Annotated in this window: 18 protein-coding genes and 1 pseudogene; 9 read left to right on the top strand and 10 right to left on the bottom strand. The window is 72.1% G+C overall.

Annotated features, from left to right (window positions below; genetic code table 11):
• Positions 1-57 precede the first annotated feature (57 nt).
• Positions 58-834, top strand: a complete 777-nt coding sequence (locus QMZ92_RS03110; protein WP_283295669.1) for a GNAT family N-acetyltransferase — start codon at positions 58-60, stop codon at positions 832-834.
• Positions 831-1,793: a lysophospholipid acyltransferase family protein gene (locus QMZ92_RS03115; protein ID WP_283295670.1), complete on the top strand. Its 963-nt coding sequence runs from the start codon at positions 831-833 to the stop codon at positions 1,791-1,793. Before QMZ92_RS03110 ends, QMZ92_RS03115 begins: the two co-directional genes overlap by 4 nt.
• On the opposite strand, the gene egtD is transcribed toward QMZ92_RS03115, so the two are convergent.
• The 4 genes from egtD to egtA are packed head-to-tail and all read right to left on the bottom strand — an operon-like array spanning position 1,688 to position 5,980.
• On the bottom strand, positions 1,688-2,650 hold the full coding sequence (gene egtD / locus QMZ92_RS03120) for an L-histidine N(alpha)-methyltransferase (RefSeq protein ID WP_283295671.1): 963 nt from the start codon (positions 2,648-2,650) through the stop codon (positions 1,688-1,690). The genes QMZ92_RS03115 and egtD overlap by 106 nt on opposite strands.
• Complete coding sequence (gene egtC, locus QMZ92_RS03125) at positions 2,647-3,402, bottom strand: ergothioneine biosynthesis protein EgtC (RefSeq protein WP_283295672.1); 756 nt, start codon at positions 3,400-3,402, stop codon at positions 2,647-2,649. Before egtC ends, egtD begins: the two co-directional genes overlap by 4 nt.
• Positions 3,402-4,715, bottom strand: a complete 1,314-nt coding sequence (gene egtB, locus QMZ92_RS03130; RefSeq protein ID WP_283295673.1) for an ergothioneine biosynthesis protein EgtB — start codon at positions 4,713-4,715, stop codon at positions 3,402-3,404. The genes egtC and egtB overlap by 1 nt, the downstream gene beginning before the upstream one ends.
• The gene (gene egtA, locus QMZ92_RS03135) at positions 4,712-5,980 is read right to left on the bottom strand and encodes an ergothioneine biosynthesis glutamate--cysteine ligase EgtA (RefSeq protein ID WP_283295674.1); all 1,269 of its coding nucleotides are present in this window, start codon (positions 5,978-5,980) and stop codon (positions 4,712-4,714) included. The genes egtB and egtA overlap by 4 nt, the downstream gene beginning before the upstream one ends.
• A 157-nt stretch (positions 5,981-6,137) precedes the next feature.
• Here egtA and QMZ92_RS03140 point away from each other — a divergent pair, with 157 nt between their 5' ends.
• From QMZ92_RS03140 to QMZ92_RS03150, 3 genes are all read left to right on the top strand, one after another.
• Positions 6,138-6,983 (top strand): TIGR02452 family protein, encoded by an 846-nt coding sequence (locus tag QMZ92_RS03140; RefSeq protein WP_283295675.1) that lies wholly within the window; start codon positions 6,138-6,140, stop codon positions 6,981-6,983.
• A 141-nt stretch (positions 6,984-7,124) separates the two neighbouring features.
• On the top strand, positions 7,125-8,147 hold the full coding sequence (locus QMZ92_RS03145) for a LacI family DNA-binding transcriptional regulator (RefSeq protein ID WP_283295676.1): 1,023 nt from the start codon (positions 7,125-7,127) through the stop codon (positions 8,145-8,147).
• Between the two features lie 123 nt (positions 8,148-8,270).
• The gene (locus QMZ92_RS03150; protein ID WP_283295677.1) at positions 8,271-8,540 is read left to right on the top strand and encodes a hypothetical protein; all 270 of its coding nucleotides are present in this window, start codon (positions 8,271-8,273) and stop codon (positions 8,538-8,540) included.
• Positions 8,541-8,705: 165 nt separating this feature from the next.
• Here the strand turns inward: QMZ92_RS03150 and trxA are convergent, their stop codons facing one another.
• Entirely contained in the window at positions 8,706-9,086 is a 381-nt protein-coding gene (gene trxA, locus QMZ92_RS03155; RefSeq protein WP_138051777.1) for a thioredoxin, read from the bottom strand.
• 151 nt (positions 9,087-9,237) lie between these two features.
• Between trxA and QMZ92_RS03160 the strand changes: the two genes are divergently transcribed.
• The gene (locus QMZ92_RS03160) at positions 9,238-10,689 is read left to right on the top strand and encodes a dihydrolipoyl dehydrogenase family protein (RefSeq protein ID WP_283295678.1); all 1,452 of its coding nucleotides are present in this window, start codon (positions 9,238-9,240) and stop codon (positions 10,687-10,689) included.
• A 37-nt stretch (positions 10,690-10,726) separates the two neighbouring features.
• Here QMZ92_RS03160 and QMZ92_RS03165 read toward each other — a convergent pair whose 3' ends face one another.
• Positions 10,727-11,077 (bottom strand): tetratricopeptide repeat protein, encoded by a 351-nt coding sequence (locus tag QMZ92_RS03165; protein ID WP_283295679.1) that lies wholly within the window; start codon positions 11,075-11,077, stop codon positions 10,727-10,729.
• Positions 11,078-11,214: 137 nt separating this feature from the next.
• On the opposite strand from QMZ92_RS03165, the gene QMZ92_RS03170 reads away from it, so the two are divergent.
• The 3 genes from QMZ92_RS03170 (at position 11,215) to QMZ92_RS03180 (ending at position 13,376) form a co-directional block, all read left to right on the top strand.
• Positions 11,215-12,180, top strand: a complete 966-nt coding sequence (locus QMZ92_RS03170; protein WP_283295680.1) for a pirin family protein — start codon at positions 11,215-11,217, stop codon at positions 12,178-12,180.
• Between the two features lie 360 nt (positions 12,181-12,540).
• The gene (locus tag QMZ92_RS03175) at positions 12,541-12,714 is read left to right on the top strand and encodes a hypothetical protein (RefSeq protein ID WP_283295681.1); all 174 of its coding nucleotides are present in this window, start codon (positions 12,541-12,543) and stop codon (positions 12,712-12,714) included.
• A 161-nt stretch (positions 12,715-12,875) separates the two neighbouring features.
• Entirely contained in the window at positions 12,876-13,376 is a 501-nt protein-coding gene (locus QMZ92_RS03180) for a transposase (RefSeq protein ID WP_283295682.1), read from the top strand.
• Positions 13,377-13,394: 18 nt separating this feature from the next.
• Here the strand turns inward: QMZ92_RS03180 and QMZ92_RS03185 are convergent.
• The 4 genes and pseudogenes from QMZ92_RS03185 to QMZ92_RS03200 form a co-directional block, all read right to left on the bottom strand.
• Positions 13,395-13,553 (bottom strand): annotated as a pseudogene (locus QMZ92_RS03185) (gamma-aminobutyraldehyde dehydrogenase); the annotation flags it as partial.
• Positions 13,554-13,567: 14 nt separating this feature from the next.
• On the bottom strand, positions 13,568-14,383 hold the full coding sequence (locus tag QMZ92_RS03190) for an ABC transporter permease (RefSeq protein ID WP_283295683.1): 816 nt from the start codon (positions 14,381-14,383) through the stop codon (positions 13,568-13,570).
• A gap of 12 nt (positions 14,384-14,395) precedes the next feature.
• Complete coding sequence (locus QMZ92_RS03195) at positions 14,396-15,289, bottom strand: ABC transporter permease (RefSeq protein WP_283295684.1); 894 nt, start codon at positions 15,287-15,289, stop codon at positions 14,396-14,398.
• A 2-nt stretch (positions 15,290-15,291) separates the two neighbouring features.
• Positions 15,292-16,491: an ABC transporter substrate-binding protein gene (locus QMZ92_RS03200; RefSeq protein WP_283295685.1), complete on the bottom strand. Its 1,200-nt coding sequence runs from the start codon at positions 16,489-16,491 to the stop codon at positions 15,292-15,294.
• Positions 16,492-16,496 lie beyond the last annotated feature (5 nt).

The raw sequence follows: 16,496 nt of genomic DNA on the forward strand, positions 1-16,496 counted from the left end.
AGGGGCGGACCGCCGCAGCCGCGGTCCGGCCCCACCGTTCCGGCAGAGGAGACCGCCATGCCCGCATCGCCAGCCGTCGTCCCCGCGCCCCTCGCCGCCGCCGAGCCCCGCTACGTGGTGTCGCTCGCCAGGGACCGGGAGGACGTACGGGCCGCGCAGCGGCTGCGCCACCAGGTGTTCGCCGGGGAGATGGGCGCCCGCCTCGAAGGCCCCGAACCCGGACTGGACATCGACGCCTTCGACGCGTACTGCGACCACATCCTGGTGCGCCACGAGGACACCGGCGAGGTCGTCGGCACCTACCGCGTGCTGACGCCCGAGCGCGCCCGGGTCGCCGGACGGCTCTACTCCGAGACCGAGTTCGACCTGTCCCGGCTCGCCCTCATCCGCGACGACCTGGTCGAGGTGGGCCGCTCCTGCGTCCACCCCGCCCACCGCAACGGTGCCGTCATCGCCCTCGTCTGGGCCGGGCTCGCCCGCTACATGACCCGCACCGGCCACACCTGGCTCTCCGGCTGCTGCTCGGTGCCGCTCGCCGACGGCGGTGCCCTCGCCGCCGCGACCTGGGACGCCGTCAAGGCCAAGCACCTCGCGCCGGAGGACTACTGGGTCACTCCGCACAGGCTCTGGAGCGCCGACGGCATCGCCCGCCCCGAGGGCCGCAGCGAACTCCCACCGCTGCTGCGCGGCTACCTCCGCCTCGGCGCCTGGATCTGCGGTGCGCCCGCCCACGACCCCGACTTCGGCGTCGCCGACCTCTACGTCCTGCTGTCGCTGCGCCGTACCGACCCCCGCTACCTGCGCCACTTCCTCTCCCTGGCGCCGGTGAGATGAGCGTCTGGCTGCCCACCGCTCCCTGCACACCCGCCGACTGCGCGTCCCCGCGGTGGCCGGCCGTGCGCCGGACGACCGCGGTTCTCCGCCTGATCACCGGTACGGCGGCGGTGCTCGCGGGCGTCGTGCTCGCCCCGGCGGCGACCCTCCTGGGACCGGCCGGCCGCGCCCGTCTCGTCGGGCTGTGGTGCCGCGCGGTCATGCGGGCCTTCGGCGTGCGGGTCCGGGTGACGGGCGCCTTCCCGGGACAGCGGGGGACCGGGCGTTCCGGGCCGGGCACCCTCGTCGTCCCCAACCACATCTCCTGGCTGGACGTCCCGCTCGTCGCCTCGGTCCTGCCCGGGCGGATGCTGGCCAAGCGGGAGGTGCGGCAGTGGCCCGTGCTCGGCCCGCTCGCCCGGATCGGCGGAACCCTGTTCGTCGACCGCGACCGGCTGCGGGAACTCCCCGGCGTCGTCGGGGCGGTGGCCGGCGCGCTCCGGAGCGGTTCGCGGGTGATCGTGTTCCCCGAGGGCTCGACCTGGTGCGGCCGGGAGCGGGGCCGCTTCCGGCACGCCGCGTTCCAGGCGGCCCTCGATGCCGGCGCGGCCGTACAGCCCGTGCGGATCGCCTACCGGCCGGTCGGCGCGGCCGCGTTCGTCGGCGACGACGCGCTGGGCGCCTCGCTCTGGCGGGTGGCGGCCACCGCCGGGCTGACCGCGGAGATCACGGTCCTGCCGCCGATCCCCGCCGCCGCCCACCCCGACCGGCGGGCACTGGCCGGGGCCGCTCATCACGCCCTCGGCGGGGCGGTGGCGTCCGAGGCCGCCACCGCCCCGCACCGGGCACTCCCCGGGCCCCGCAGGGGCACCGCTCAGACCGCGGTCGACAGGGACAGCGCGAACCTCCCCTCGGGGTCCGTCCACCACTCGGTGAGTTTCATCCCGGCGGCCGCGAGCTCCGAACGCACGCCCTCCTGACGGAACTTCGCCGACACCTCCGTACGGATCTCCTCGCCCGCCTCGAACGAAACGACGAGGTCCAGTTCGCGGATCCGCACCTTCGTCGCCTCGCGTGCGCGCAGGCGCATCTCGATCCACTCCTCCCGCGCGTTCCAGACGGCCACGTGGTCGAAGCCGTCGAGCGGGAAGTCCGCGCCCAGCTCCCGGTTGACCACGGCGAGGACGTTCTTGTTGAACTCCGCCGTGACTCCCGCCGCGTCGTCGTACGCGGCCACCAGCACCCCCTCGTCCTTCACGAGGTCCGTGCCGAGCAGCAGCGCGTCCCCGGGCGACAGGAGCGCGCGCACGGACCGCAGGAAGTCCGCGCGCTCGCCGGGCAGCAGATTGCCGATCGTGCCGCCGAGGAAGGCGACCAGCCGCGGGCCCGGGGTGTCCGGCAGGGCCAGTACCCGGGTGAAGTCCGCCACCAGCGCGTGCACATGGAGCCCGGGGCGATCCGCGGGCAGCGACTCTCCGGCCCCGGTCAGTGCGCTCTCGCTCACGTCCACCGGGACGTAGCTGTGCAGTCCAGGCAGGGCGTCCAGCAGGAAACGGGTCTTCTCCGACGAGCCGGAGCCGAGCTCCACCAGGGTGCGGGCGCCGGTCGCGGCGGCGATATCCCGGGCCCGGCCGGCGAGGATCTCCCGCTCGGCCCGCGTCGGGTAGTACTCGGGAAGCCGGGTGATCTCCTCGAACAGCTCGCTGCCGCGGGCGTCGTAGAACCACTTCGGCGGCAGCTCCTTGGGGGCGCGGGTCAGGCCGTGCTGCACATCGGTGCGCAGCGCGGCACTCGTGGCGTCCTCGGGCAGGGTGCGGGTCAGCTGGAACGGGCTCACGCGGACGGCTCCTTGAGCGGGGTCAGTAGTACGTCGGTACGGGTCGCCGTGAGCAGAGCTCGGTCGGGCACCTCGCACCAGCGGGGATCGTCGTCGTACGGCTCCGACGCCACGACCGTGCCCCGGCCGGGTTCGGCCAGGTACCAGACCGTGTCGCCCCAGGCGGTCGCGGCGATCGTCACACCGTCGGTCAGCAGCAGGTTGAGCCGGGAGTCCGGCGCGGCCCGGGCCACGTCGAGCACGGTGTCGGCCAGGGCCTGCCCCGGCTCGTCACCGTCCCGCAGCCGGTGCAGTACCAGTGCCCATACCAGCGCGGAGTCGCAGCGCGCCTCCAGCGACAGCAGTTCCGTCGCGGGCAGCGCGGCGGCGAGTGCGGCAACGCTGCCGGGCCAGCCCCTCACGGCTCCGTTGTGGCTGAACAGCCAGGGCCCGGCGGCGAACGGGGCGGCCGCGGCCTCGCCGTCCGCGCCGGCCGCGGTGGCGTCGCGTACGGCGGCCAGCAGAGCCTCGCTGCGCACGGCCCGGGCCAGATCGGCGAAGGACAGGTCGGCCCAGACGGGGCCGGAACGCCGGTAGCGTGCCGGCACCGGATCGCCCTCGGCGTACCAGCCCACGCCGAAACCGTCCGCGTTCACCGTCCCGTACCGCTGCCGGCGAGGCGCCCACGACTGCCGCAGCAGCGCGTGCGGCGGGCGCACCAGCAGTTCACCCAGTGCCGTCGGCCGTCCCAGGAAGGCGATATGACGGCACATCACGCGTCCCGCGCGGTACGGAAGCCGGAGAAGATCTGCCGGCGCACCGGCAGGTCCCAGTTGCGGAAGGTGCCCCGGCAGGCCACGGCGTCCACGGCGAACGAACCGCCCCGCAGCACCTTGTACCCGGGGCCGAAGAACACCTCCGAGTACTCGCGGTAGGGGAAGGCCGCGAAACCCGGGTACGGCAGGAAGTCGCTCGACGTCCACTCCCACACGTCGCCGATCAGCTGCCGCACCCCGAGCGGTGAGGCGCCCTCCGGGTACGCCCCGGCGGGCGCGGGCCGCAGATGCCGCTGGCCCAGGTTCGCCCGCTCGGGCGTCGGGTCCTCGTCGCCCCACGGGTAGCGCCGAGAGCGGCCGGACGCGGGGTCGTGCCGGGCGGCCTTCTCCCACTCCGCCTCCGTCGGCAGCCGCCGTCCCGCCCAGCGCGCGTAGGCGTCCGCCTCGTACCAGCTGACGTGCAGCACCGGCTCGTCCTCGGGCACCGGCTCGCTCACCCCGAACCGGCGGCGCAGCCACTGGCCGCCCTCGCGCCGCCAGAACAGCGGCGCGCCGATGTCGTGCCTGCGGATCTGGTCCCAGCCCTCGGGCGCCCACCAGCGCTCGTCGGTGTAGCCGCCGTCCGCGACGAACGCCTGGAACGCCCCGTTCGTGACGGGGGTGGTGTCGATGTGGAACGCGTCCACACGGCGGTGGTGCGCGGGCCGCTCGTTGTCCAGGGCCCACGGCTCGGTGGAGGTGCCCATCGTGAACGGACCCGCCGGCACCAGCACTTCGGCCGGCAGCCCGGCCGTGCCGCCGCCCGGCGGCTCCGGCGCGTCGAGCGCCGCCGGGCCGCGCCGCAGCTGGTGGGTGATGAGCATGGTCTCGTCGTGCTGCTGCTCGTGCTGCGCGATCATCCCGAAGGCGAAGGCGGCGTCCACGAGCGGGCTGCCGTGCAGCGGGTGAGCCTCCAGTACGTCCAGCACCCGGCCGCGGATGTCGGAGGCGTACGTCCGGGACTCGGCGGGGGACAGCAGCGGCAGGGTCGGGCGCTCGGCTCGCGGGTGCTCGAAGGCGTCGTACACCGAGTCGATCTCGGGCCGGATCGCGTCCCGTCCGGCGACGGCCCGCAGGAGCCACTGCTCCTCCTGGTTGCCGATGTGCGCCAGGTCCCAGACGAGCGGGGACATCAGAGGCGAGTGCTGGGCGGTGAGCTCGTCGTCCTCGACGCACTCCGTCAGCAGCCTGGTGCGGGCCCGGGCCGTGGTGAGCGCCTCCAGGGCGCGCTTCCTGAGCACGTCGTCCGCGGCCACCGGGGTCTCGGTCATGAGCTGGTCTCCTTGCTGAGGAGCGAGAAGTCGTCGGCCGGGCAGCGGCCGGGCAGGACATGGCGGTCGTGGAACGCGGCGACCGCGTCCTGTACGGCCTGGGAGGCGCCCAGCCGGGGCAGGGCCTCCAGGGCGACGGCGAAGCAGCTGACGGCCGCACCGTGCAGTTCGGGGTCGGTGAGCCCGTTCCGCGCGGCGCTCTCCCACAGGGGGTTGCGGGGCGCGGGGCGGGTGCCGGCGGTCTCGGCGAGCGGCTTGACGGTGCGGTAGGCGGTCTCCGCGGCCTCCGGGTCGTCGAACAGCGCCATGGTGACGGCGAGCGGAACCATCCACCCCGCCTCCCCCGGCTGTGCGTCGATCATGCGCAGTTCGAGATGCCCGCGCGGCCGCACCGGAGGGAAGAGCGTGGTCATGTGGTACTCGAGGTCGGCGCGGGTGGGCGGCCGGGGCTTCCCGGACCGGATCCACTGTCGGAACGTCAGCCCGTCCGGCACCGGCCAGGGACCCTCCGCGGCCCGGATGCACATCACCGGCGTGTCCAGCACGTGCGCGGCCCAGGCGTCGCGCGGCGGTGCGCCCGTGGGCGGTGCCAGGGCCCGTGCCGGGTCCAGGCCGGCCCACAGCGACTGCCGGGTCGAGCGCCATCCGGTGGGCCCGCCCGCCCCGGCCGGGGAGTTGGCGAAGGCCGCGACGAGCACCGCCCCCAGTAGGTGCGCCAGCTGCCAGCGGCGGCCGAGGCCGAGCGGGCCGGGCTCCTCGTGCCCGGCGTCCAGGCACACCTGGACGGACGCGGAGGAGCACATCATGGACCGGCCGGCGGGGCCGGTGCGGTCGAAGCACGCCTCCATGGCGTCGTACCGCGGCTCGCGCAGCAGTCGGCGGGGCGGGTTCCAGGGGTCGTGACCGTATCCGGTCAGAGTCAGCCCGGACCGGGCCAGTGCGGTCCGGACGGTGGTCAGATCAGCCGCCGTGGAGTCGATGCACTCCATCAGCGACGCGGCGGGCGGCGAGCTGAGCTCCAGCTGCCCGCCCGGTTCGAAGGTGAGCGCCGAACCGAGGGCCAGGCCCCGGAGTCCGGCGAAGGCCCGGTCGAGACGGGCCTCGTCGACGGGCAGTTGCGGTAGGTACCGGTCGTGCACGAGCCATTCCAGCTCCACGCCGACGGTGCGGGGCGGGCCCGTCTTGAAGCAGATACATCGGAGCAGTTCTTCGGCGTCGTCCTCGGAGAGGGGCTGGGTGCTGCCCCCGTGGCCCGGTGCTGCCATGGTCGACTCCTCCCGTCGAAGGCGTTCCGTCCACCTAATGCCACCGCTGCGGTTCGCACAAGACTGCCCCTCGAGCGGGGCGGATCTGCTTCCGGCGAGGCGAGCGGGGCGAAAACGGGTTTGCCGGGCGCCTCCTTGATCACTGAGGATTCGGGGCATGAGTGCACGCTTGCGGGGGGTCGCACGGCAGACCCAGGAGATCGTCGAAGCGGGCCGCTACCGGGCACCGGGCGGCCACACGGTGACGATCGGAGGGGATCTGTCCGCCGCGGTCGAGGGGACACGGATGTTCGGGCCCGAGCCCGTGCCGGTGGTCCCCGACACGGACCGTTTCAGCCTATGCGTGGTCACCGGGGAGAGCAGCCTGGCGGCCGCGCGGCGGTTGTCCGGCCGGAGCGCCGGTCCGGTCGCGGTCCTCAACTTCGCCTCGGCCCGCAATCCCGGGGGCGGCTACCTCAACGGCGCCCAGGCGCAGGAGGAAGCGCTCTGCCGCGACTCCGCGCTCTACACGACGCTGCTGGCCGTGCCCGGGTTCTACGCCCACCACCGTGAGGTCCGGGACCCGTTCTACTCCGACCGGGTGATCCACTCGCCCGGAGTGCCGGTGTTCCGGGACGAGCGAGGCGGGCTCCTCGACACCCCGTTCACGGTCGGCTTCCTCACCTCGCCGGCGCCCAACGCCGGCGTGATCACCGGCCGCACGCCGGAGCTGGCCGACCGGATACCGGCGGCCCTGGCCTCCCGGGCCGAGCGGGTCCTGGAGACCGCCGCGGCGACGGGCTACCGAAGGCTCGTCCTGGGCGCCTGGGGCTGCGGGGTCTTCCGCAACGACCCGGCGCAGGTCGCGGGGGCGTTCAGGGCGCTGCTCACCGGGGACGGGCGCTTCTCCGGGCACTTCGAAGAGATCGTCTTCGCGGTGCTGGACCGGACGCGGGAGGCGAGGACGCTCGGGGCGTTCCAGGCGGCCTTCCCGGCGGGCTCGCCGGCCGATCAGGCACCCTGAGCCCGGGCCCGCGTAGCGACCGGCCCCGGGCCCGTCCCGACCGGCCCCGGTCGGTTCCGTCACCGGTTCGCCCATGCGGCGATCACTTCAGGCCAACCCCCGGGCCGACCGCGGAATCGGTCTGGAAGGATTCCGGGCGCGATGAGCCACACATCCAGAGAGCCACGAGAGCGCTCCGTTCCGACCAGTGCCGACGTCGCCCGGCTGGCGGGGGTGTCCCGTGCGACCGTCTCGTACGTGCTGAACAACGCTTCGGCGGTACGCATCAGCGAACCCACCCGCCGAAGAGTCCGCCGGGCCGCGGAGGAACTGGGGTACGTGCCCCACGCGGCCGCGCGCAGTCTGCGCGCCGGACACAGCCGTATGGTGCTGCTGCCCACCGCGCACGTTCCCGCCGGCCCGCTCCACAGCCGCTTCCTCGACGAACTCCAGTGGGCGCTCCGCGGCCTCGACTACACCGTCGTCCAGTACGGGAGCATGGGCCTCGACGGCGACTCCGCGGCCCGCGCCTGGGCGGAGCTGCGGCCCGCGGCCGTCGTCTCCCTCGGGGAGACCGTCCTGACCCCCCGCAGCGTGCAGTTGCTCAAGCGCTCGGGCGTCAGGGCCGTGATCACGCTGGGTACCCGCGCCGTGGACGGTGCGCACTCCCTCCTCATGGACCAGCGGCAGATCGGTGCGAGGGCGGCGGAACACCTGCTGGAGCGCGGTCACCGCCGTCTCGGCGTGATCATGCCCGAGGAACCCGGCCCCGGACTCTTCTCCGAGCCGCGTCTCACCGGTGTCCGCCGTGCGGCGGAGCCGCACGGGGCGACCGTCCGGCCCGTGCCGCTCGCCTGCGAGGAGGAGGCCGCCGAGGCGCTCGCGGCGGGCTGGCGGGAGCTGGGGCTGGACGCGGTCTACGCGTACAACGACGAGTACGCGATGCTCCTGATGCGCGCCCTGCAGGACGCCGGCCTCTCCATCCCCGGGGACACCGCCGTGATCGGAGCGGACGACCTGCTGCTCGGGCGGCTGCTGCGGCCGCGGCTGAGTACCGTGCGCATCGACGTGGTGACCGGGCAGTACCTCGCCGGGCTCGTGGACCGCGCGGTCCGGGACCCCGACGGGGCACCCGAACGCCACGACGTGATGGCGACGAGGGTGGTGCGGCGCGAGTCGACCTGAGGCGCGGGACCGGCTGCGGTCGGAGTGGTGCCACCAGCGGCCGGAGCGGTGTCACCGAGGGCAATCCGGCCGGAGGGCGGGGCCCGGCATGCGTGACGGGCCGGGCCTGACTAGCGTCAGGGCATGAGCACTGTTCCGCGGCGCTTCGAGATCCTGCTCGTGCCGGAACACGTCGAGGACCGCGGTGGCGCCGCGGTCGAGGACAGCGCGGTCCGCACGGCTGTGGTCGAGATGACCGGGGAGCGGGGCGCGTCGGGCTATCCGCGCTACGCGGGCCACGGCATCGTCGCGGACGTCGACCCCGACACCCGCACGGTGGAGGCGCTGCTCGTGGACGGCTCGGAGCTCGACTACGGGCTGACGGCGCTGGTCAGGGACTGGCAGCCCGACTGAGAGGGCCGCAGCCACGGCAGGCACGGGCTCCGGGGCGACGGGCACCGCGGGCCGCGGTCGGGACACCCGGGCCACCGGGGACACCGGGGGGCTCGGGGAAGGGGTGCCCGAGAACGCGGGCGCGCCCGGCCCGCGAAGTTCGCGGCCGGGCCCGCCCTGCGTGCGTCACTGCTGCGTCGCCTCGTTCTTCTGCGCGTCCTCGATGGACTTGCGCACCTCGTCCATGTCCAGGCCGCGCGCCTGGCCGATCACGTCCTCCAGGACGGGCTCGGGCAGCGCGCCCGGCTGCGCGAAGACCGCGACGTTGTCCCGGACGATCATCAGCGTCGGGATGGAACGGATGTCGAACGCCGCCGCCAGCTCCGGCTGCGCCTCCGTGTCGACCTTCGCGAAGACGAGGTCCTCGTGGCGCTCGGAGGCGCTCTCGTACACCGGGGCGAACTGGCGACACGGACCGCACCAGGAAGCCCAGAAGTCGATCAGGACGAAGTCGTTCTCGGAGACGACCTGATCGAAGTTTTCCTTGGTGAGCTCGACAGTGCTCATTACCTACTACCTCTTCCTGGGGTGTCCGGTCGGCCCCGTCCCTCCGGCGCCCTCGCGGCCCGGATGGACGTCCGCCACAACAGACGCGGAGTACGGCCGTATTCCGCCTGCCCATGTGGCCACGCTCCACACGTGGCACCAGACTGTCCGTATGACGGAAGCCGTGGAGTACGACGTTGTGGTGCTGGGGGCCGGGCCGACCGGCGAGAACGTGGCGGACCGCACACGGGCCGCCGGTCTGAGCACGGCGGTGGTGGAGGGTGAGCTGGTCGGCGGCGAGTGCTCGTACTGGGCGTGCATGCCGAGCAAGGCGCTGCTGCGGCCCGTGATCACACGCTCCGACGCGCGCAGGGTGCCCGGAGTGCGCCGGTCGGTGCAGGGTCCGCTCGACACGGAGGCCGTCGTCTCCCACCGCGACGAGATGACCTCGCACTGGAAGGACGACGGCCAGGTCTCCTGGCTGGACGGGATCGGCGCCCGGCTGTACCGCGGCCACGGCCGGCTGCACGGACCCCGCAAGGTCGTCGTCGGGGGACCGGAGGGCGAGCACCATGTGCTGACCGCGCGGCACGCCGTGGCCGTGTGCACGGGCAGCCGCGCGGTCCTGCCGGATCTGCCGGGCCTCACCGGGGCCGGGGCATGGACCAGCCGCGAGGCGACCAGCGCGCACGGGGCGCCGAACCGGCTCGTCGTGGTGGGCGGGGGAGTCGTCGGCACGGAGATGGCCACCGCCTGGCAGGGGCTCGGCTCGCAGGTGACCTTGCTGGTGCGGGGCGGGGGGCTGTTGCCGCGCATGGAGCCGTTCGTCGGCGAGCACGTCGCCGAGTCGCTGACCGAGGCCGGGGCGGTCGTACGGACCGGCGTGCGGGTGGCGGCGGTCAACCGGCCCGACTCCGGCGGTCCGGTCACCGTCGTCCTCGACGACGGGGAGATGATCGAGGCGGACGAGGTGCTGTTCGCCACCGGCCGTGCCCCGCGCACCGAGGACATCGGTCTGGAGACGGTGGGCCTGGAGCCCGGCTCCTGGCTCTCGGTGGACGACAGTTGCCGGGTGGACGGCCACGAGTGGCTGTACGGGGTCGGCGACGTCAACCACCGTGCCCTCCTCACGCACCAGGGCAAGTACCAGGCCCGGATCGCCGGGGCGGCGATCGTTGCGCGCGCCCGGCACACCCCTCTGCTGGAGACGGACCGCTGGGGTGCGCACGCGGCGACGGCCGACCACGACGCCGTTCCCCAGGTCGTCTTCACCGACCCGGAGGCGGCCGCGGTCGGCCTGTCGCTGGCCGAGGCCCGGGCTGCCGGGCACCGTGTCCGCGCCGTCGACAAGGACCTCGCCGCCGTCGCCGGCGCGAGCCTGTTCGTGGACAACTACCGCGGCCGCGCCCGTATGGTCGTCGACCTCGACAGGGAGATCCTGCTCGGCGCCACGTTCGTCGGGCCGGGCGTCGGCGAGCTGCTCCACTCGGCCACGATCGCGGTGGCCGGGGAGGTGCCGATCGACCGGCTGTGGCACGCGGTGCCCTCGTACCCGACGATCAGCGAGGTGTGGTTGCGTCTGCTGGAGGCGTACCGGGACGGCGGGGACGGCCAGGGCGGCTGACCGGCCCACCCGTCCGTACCGGGGCGGGGCGCGCGCCTCACCGCACCTCGGGGAGGTCACCGGACATCGCCGCCGCCATCCGCAGATGCGGCGCGGCCTCGGTGCGCCTGCCCTGCCTCTCCAGCGTGCGGCCCAGCATCAGGCGGGCGTAGTGCTCGACCGGGTCGCGCTCCAGCACCGCCAGGAGCTCGGTCTCGGCCCTGCCGAGTCGGGCCGAGTGGTAGTAGGCGCGGGCCAGCAGCAGCCGCGGGGCGACCTGTTCCGGCGCCTCGGCGACGAGGCCGTCGAGGATCCGCGCGGCCGTCATGTACTCCTTGGCGTCGAAGAAGAACCCCGCGCGGTCCCACCGCTCCGCCGGTGTCCCGAACTCGTAGTAGGTGTCGCTCACTTCGTCTTCCTCTCCGCCGTTCGGGGATCTCTCGAAGGACCGCTGCCCCGCCACCCCGTCAACCCGAGAAAGTAGTTGAATATTCCATATTCGCGTGCTGCGGCGCATCGGCACCACACAGGGCTAGGTTGGGCGCCATGAGCAATCTTGATCGTCAGGCTGCGCTCTCCGTGTGCGGCGGCAGGGGCTTCGTCGTCGCCGATCCGGTGCGTGAACTCCTCATCCCCCGCCGAGTGCCGCTCGGCGAGTCCACCGAGGTCCGCCGGCTGCTCCCCAACCTCGGCCGCCGGATGGTCGGTGCCTGGTGCTTCGTCGACCACTACGGTCCCGACGACATCGCCGACGAGCCCGGGATGCAGGTCCCGCCCCACCCGCACATGGGTCTGCAGACCGTGAGCTGGCTGCACGAAGGAGAGGTGCTGCACCGGGACAGCGTCGGCAGCCTCCGGACGATCCGGCCGAAGGAGCTCGGGCTGATGACCTCGGGACGGGCGATCAGCCACTCCGAGGAGAGCCCGAAGAGCCACGCCCGCATCCTCCACGGAGCCCAGTTGTGGGTGGCCCTGCCCGACGCCCACCGCCACGTGGAACCCCACTTCCAGCACCACGCCGGGCTCCCGCAGATCACCGCCCCCGGCCTGACCGCCACGGTCATCCTCGGCGAACTCGACGGCGCAGTGTCGCCGGGCGCCACGTACTCACCGATCGTGGGAGCCGACCTCGCCCTCGCCCGCGGCACCGAGACCGCCGTCCCGCTCGAACCGGACTTCGAGTACGCCGTCCTCTCCATGTCCGGCGATGCCCGTGTCGACGGTGTTCCCGTGCTCCCCGGCTCGATGCTCTACCTCGGATGCGGCCGCGGTGAACTGCCCCTCCGAGCGGAGTCGGACGCCGGTCTGATGCTCCTCGGCGGCGAGCCGTTCGAGGAGGAGCTCGTCATGTGGTGGAACTTCATCGGACGGTCGCACGAGGACATCGCAAACGCTCGCGAAGAGTGGGTGAGCGGCTCCCGCTTCGGCGTAGTGGAGGGTTATGACGGCGGTCGGCTGCCTGCCCCCGAACTCCCGCCTGTGGCACTGAAGCCACGGGGTAGGGTGCGCTGACCTGGGATGATGAGAGAAGGCTGGTCGCCCTGTCGAGGGCGGTACGTCCGCCCATTCCCGCCGAGCGGAAAGTGGCGCATCACCCCTCTGACGGCCTCGGCCGTGCTGCCGGCAGTACCAGGTGTGGTCATCTGTGGGCAGGTTCAGTAAACCCAATGCTGACTCTACTGATGGGTCGTCAGAGCAATGAGTGCCATGTGTTCGCTGGTCCCATTCCTGCCATGAGTCGGCCGGTGGTCCGGCGTCATGACCGTTGCTGGATCTTGCCGACGCTGTAGAGGTCTGCTCGTCCTCACGGGCCAACCAAGACGTCGGCGGCTTGGTTCGCGATGAGAAGGGCCGTTGTGGTGATCCGACAAGGTGTCGAGCCCCGGGTTCGCGGACTCCCCGGCGAACGCTCGCGGCTACCGTCGCCTGCTGGACTTCGCCCGACAACATGTCCCCGGTCGCCGCCGCTGGGCCCTGGAAGGCGTCGGCAGCTTCGGTGCCGGTCTGGCCGACTTCCTCGACCAGGCCGGCGAACAGGTCTGTTGAGGTGCTGCGGCCGGCCGGCCGTCCGCGGTGGCCGCCGACGCCATCCGGGCCGCCACCGCCACGGCGCGGTCCTCGCCGCCACCGCCGCGCTCAAGCGCCCGGCTCAGGTAACCCGTTGCGCTCAACTTAGGGATCGTCCTGCGCATGGCGTCGAGCACCGGATGACGGTCCGGGCCCTGCGGTCCACGGCCCAACCTATCCAGGCTCTGCAGGTCGAGGCCAAGGATCTCGAGATCGAGATCCTCACCCCGGTAAGGCAGTTGACGCCCGAGCTCCTTGATCTGCTCGATGTCGGACCGATCACGGCAGCTCAGGTCCTGGTGAGCTGGTCGCATCCGGGCCGGTTCCGTTCCGAGGCGGCCTTTGCTTCCTTCGCCGGTGTCCCACCGATCCCCGCGTCCTCCGGGCTGACCGACCGGCACCGGATCAACCGCAGCGGCGACCGACAGCTGAACCGGGCCCTGCACACCATCACGCTGGTCCGGATGCGGTTGGACCCGGCGACGAAGACGTACGTCGCCCGCCGCGCCGCCGAAGGCAAGACCTCACGCGATGCGCAACGCTGCCTCGAGCGAGCCATCTGTCGACAGCTCTTCGAGATCCTCGAACGCTCCGACCGAAGCACCGGAACGAAACCCAAGGACCTTCCTCAAGCTGCTTGACGCGATACAGCAGCCTCGGGCGGCCTCCATCGCGGCGTCGACGTCCGCCTGCCCGGACAGCGGCGCGGTCGCGTACGCCTCGCCCGTCGCGGGGTTGACCACCTCGGTGGTCCGCCTGTCGGCGGCGTCCCGGAACTCACCGTCGATGTAGTTCTTCAGTGTCCGAGGCTCTGTCATGGTCCAGACTCCTTTCAGGCCCTGCTGGTGGTCGCCGTGTCCGACGACAGGCGCTGGGCGACGTAGATCGGGATGACGGAGAGCAGGACGAGGACGGCGGCCACCACGTTGACCACCGGGGCCTGCTGTGGCCGCGTCATGTTGCTGAAGATCCAGATCGGCAGGGTCTCGACGCCGGGTCCGGCGGTGAAGGTGGTCACCACGATCTCGTCGAAGGAGAGCGCGAAGGCGAGCAGTCCGCCCGCCAGCAGGGCGGACCGGATCATGGGGAAGGTGATTTCGAGGAAGGTGCGGAAGGTGTGGGCGCCCAGGTCCATGGCCGCCTCCTCGTATGAGCCGGAGGTGCGCCGGAGCCGGGCGACGACGTTGTTGAAGACGACGACGATGCAGAAGGTGGCGTGGCCGACGACCACGGTGAACAGTCCGAGCCCGACGCCCAGCGGTTCGAGTACCGTGCTGAAGGCGGAGTTGAGGGCGATGCCGGTGACGATGCCGGGCAGCGCGATCGGCAGGACGACCACGAAGGAGATGGTGTCGCGGCCGAAGAAGCGGTAGCGCGCGACGGCGAAGGCGATCAACGTGCCCAGCACCAGGGCGATCGCGGTGGCGCCGAGGCCGGCCTTGACCGAGACCCACAGCGCCTCGCGGGCGCCCTCGTTCTCCCAGGCGACCGACCACCAGTGCCACGTCAGTCCCGGCGGGGGCCAGCTCGCGCTGCGGTCGGGGTTGAGGGAGTTCACGAGTACGAGGACGAGCGGAACGTAGATCACCGCGAAGCCGAGCCCGGCGGCGACGCGCAGGGCGATGCGCGCTGATCGGGAGAGTTGCACGGAAGGGCTCCTCTACAGGCTGCTCAGGGCGCCGGTACGGCGCATCGCCAGCAGGTACAGGACGATGATGACGACCGGGACCGTGCCGAGCGCGGTGGCCATGGGCAGGTTGAGTTCGATGTTGGAGTAGACGAGGTTGCCGATCATCTGGGTCTTGCCGCCGACGGTCTGAACGGTGATGTAGTCGCCGAGGCTGAGCGAGAAGGTGAACACCGACCCGGCGGCCACCGACGGCAGCACCACCGGCAGGGCGACCGAACGGAAGGTGCGCCCGGTCCGCGCGCCCAGGTCCGCCGACGCGTCGAGCAGGTTGGCGGGCAGCTGCTCCAGTGCCGTGTGGATCGGCAGGATCATGTACGGCAGCCAGAGGTACGTCAGCGTCAGCACGGTGGCGGTCAGCCCGAAGCCCGGCCCGCTCAGCCCGAACGGCTTGAGCATCCAGTCGGCGAGCCCGCCTTCGGAGAGGATCAGCCGCCAGGCGTACACCTTGACCAGGTAACTCGCCCACAGCGGGGTGAGGATGGCGACCACGAGCAGGGGGCGCCACTTCGGCTTGGCGACCCGCGCCGTGAAGAAGGCGAGCGGGAAGGCGATCACCGCGCACAGGACAGTGACGGCGAGGGCGACGCCTATGCTCCGCAGGATCACCTGCCGGAACACCGGTGTGGTGAACAGGGCGTGGAAGTTGTCAGTCGACCAGACCTTCACCACCTCGGAGGTGAAGGAATCGGTCGTCCAGAATGCGGAGACGAACAGCACGCTCAGTGAGCCGAGATACAGCACGACCAGCCACAGCAGAGGTGCCGTCAACAGGAGAGAGAGCCGGAGCCGGGGGCGGGCGTGCAGCGCCCCGGCGAGCCCCCGGACGGTACCGCGTCCGGGGGTCCGCGCAACGGAGGTCGCCATCGTCAGCCCTTGATCTCGGTCCAGGCCTGGACCCACTTGGCGTACGGCACGCACTTGACGTCGGTGCGGCCATCCAGGCACTGCTCGATGGGCGTGTTCCAGAAGGCGATCTTCTTCCAGTAGCTCTCGTCACTGGCGTGGAAGGTGGTGCACCAGTTCTTGTTGCTGGTCAGCGCACAGGACTTGGAGTTGGCGGGCGCCTCTCCGAAGTACTCGGCGACCTGAGCGTTGGTCTCCGGTGAGACGATCCAGTCGAGCCACTTGTAGGCGCAGTTGGGGTGCTCGGCCTTCGCCGAGACCATCCAGGTGTCGGACCAGCCGGTCGAACCCTCCTTCGGCACGAAGGCCTTGACCTTGGCGCCCTCGTCGCTGGCGAGGTTGGCGATCACCTGCCAGGTCGTACCGACGACGGAGTCGCCGCTCTTGAAGGCGGAGATCTCCTTGAGGTAATCGCTCCAGTACTCGCCGACGTTGGCGTTCTGCCGCTTCAACAGGTCCACGGCCGCGTCGAACTGCTTCTGGTCGAGCGCGTAGGGGTCCTTGATGCCGAGGGCGGGCTGGGTCGCCTTCAGATACAGCGCCGCGTCGGCGATGTAGATCGGGGAGTCGTACGCCGTCACATGCCCCTTGTACTTCGACGCGTCTTCGAACACCGCGGACCAGGAGGTGGGTGCCGGGGTGACCGTCTCGGTGTTGTACATCAGCAGGTTGGCGCCGCGGCCGTGCGGGATGCCGTACGCCGTGCCCTTCACCGAGTTCCACGGCTGGTCCTTCAGCCCGCTGAAGACGTCCTTGTAGTTGGGGACCAGGTCGGTGTTGACGGGGGCTGCGTCTCCGGAGGCGATGAGGCGCAGGGAGGCGTCGCCGGAGGCGGAGACGGCGTCGTACTGACCGGTCTTCATCAGCTTGACCATCTCGTCGGAGCTGGCGGCGGTCTTGGCGTTGACCTGACAGCCGGTCTGCTTCTCGAAGTCGCTGACCCAATCGACCTCGGGGTCGTTGGAGCCGTCCTCGACATAGCCGGCCCAGGCGATGAGGTTGACCTCGTCCTCGGTCGCGCCGAGCTTTGCCGGGGCCTTCAGGTCGGGCGGGTTGAGCCCGTCGGCGGAGGAGCTCCCGCCGTCGGAGGAGCCACAGGCGGTGGCGGCGAGGAGCAGTGCGGCGGCTGCCGCGGCGGCCTGGGCGGTTCGGTTGAGACGCATGGCGA

This window comes from Streptomyces sp. HNM0645, from assembly GCF_030056615.1.
In the GTDB taxonomy this organism is placed as follows: domain Bacteria; phylum Actinomycetota; class Actinomycetes; order Streptomycetales; family Streptomycetaceae; genus Streptomyces; species Streptomyces marianii.

What these genes read in the sequence shown, in the direction of transcription:
- QMZ92_RS03160 (WP_283295678.1), top strand. Translation starts at nt 9,238, where the DNA reads ATGACGGAAGCCGTGGAGTACGACGTTGTGGTGCTGGGGGCCGGGCCG.
- QMZ92_RS03170 (WP_283295680.1), top strand. Translation starts at nt 11,215, where the DNA reads ATGAGCAATCTTGATCGTCAGGCTGCGCTCTCCGTGTGCGGCGGCAGG.
- QMZ92_RS03110 (WP_283295669.1), top strand. Translation starts at nt 58, where the DNA reads ATGCCCGCATCGCCAGCCGTCGTCCCCGCGCCCCTCGCCGCCGCCGAG.
- egtC (WP_283295672.1), bottom strand. Translation starts at nt 3,402, where the DNA reads ATGTGCCGTCATATCGCCTTCCTGGGACGGCCGACGGCACTGGGTGAA.
- QMZ92_RS03115 (WP_283295670.1), top strand. Translation starts at nt 831, where the DNA reads ATGAGCGTCTGGCTGCCCACCGCTCCCTGCACACCCGCCGACTGCGCG.
- egtB (WP_283295673.1), bottom strand. Translation starts at nt 4,715, where the DNA reads ATGACCGAGACCCCGGTGGCCGCGGACGACGTGCTCAGGAAGCGCGCC.
- QMZ92_RS03200 (WP_283295685.1), bottom strand. Translation starts at nt 16,491, where the DNA reads ATGCGTCTCAACCGAACCGCCCAGGCCGCCGCGGCAGCCGCCGCACTG.
- QMZ92_RS03145 (WP_283295676.1), top strand. Translation starts at nt 7,125, where the DNA reads ATGAGCCACACATCCAGAGAGCCACGAGAGCGCTCCGTTCCGACCAGT.
- QMZ92_RS03195 (WP_283295684.1), bottom strand. Translation starts at nt 15,289, where the DNA reads ATGGCGACCTCCGTTGCGCGGACCCCCGGACGCGGTACCGTCCGGGGG.
- egtA (WP_283295674.1), bottom strand. Translation starts at nt 5,980, where the DNA reads ATGGCAGCACCGGGCCACGGGGGCAGCACCCAGCCCCTCTCCGAGGAC.
- QMZ92_RS03140 (WP_283295675.1), top strand. Translation starts at nt 6,138, where the DNA reads ATGAGTGCACGCTTGCGGGGGGTCGCACGGCAGACCCAGGAGATCGTC.
- trxA (WP_138051777.1), bottom strand. Translation starts at nt 9,086, where the DNA reads ATGAGCACTGTCGAGCTCACCAAGGAAAACTTCGATCAGGTCGTCTCC.
- QMZ92_RS03180 (WP_283295682.1), top strand. Translation starts at nt 12,876, where the DNA reads ATGACGGTCCGGGCCCTGCGGTCCACGGCCCAACCTATCCAGGCTCTG.
- QMZ92_RS03150 (WP_283295677.1), top strand. Translation starts at nt 8,271, where the DNA reads ATGAGCACTGTTCCGCGGCGCTTCGAGATCCTGCTCGTGCCGGAACAC.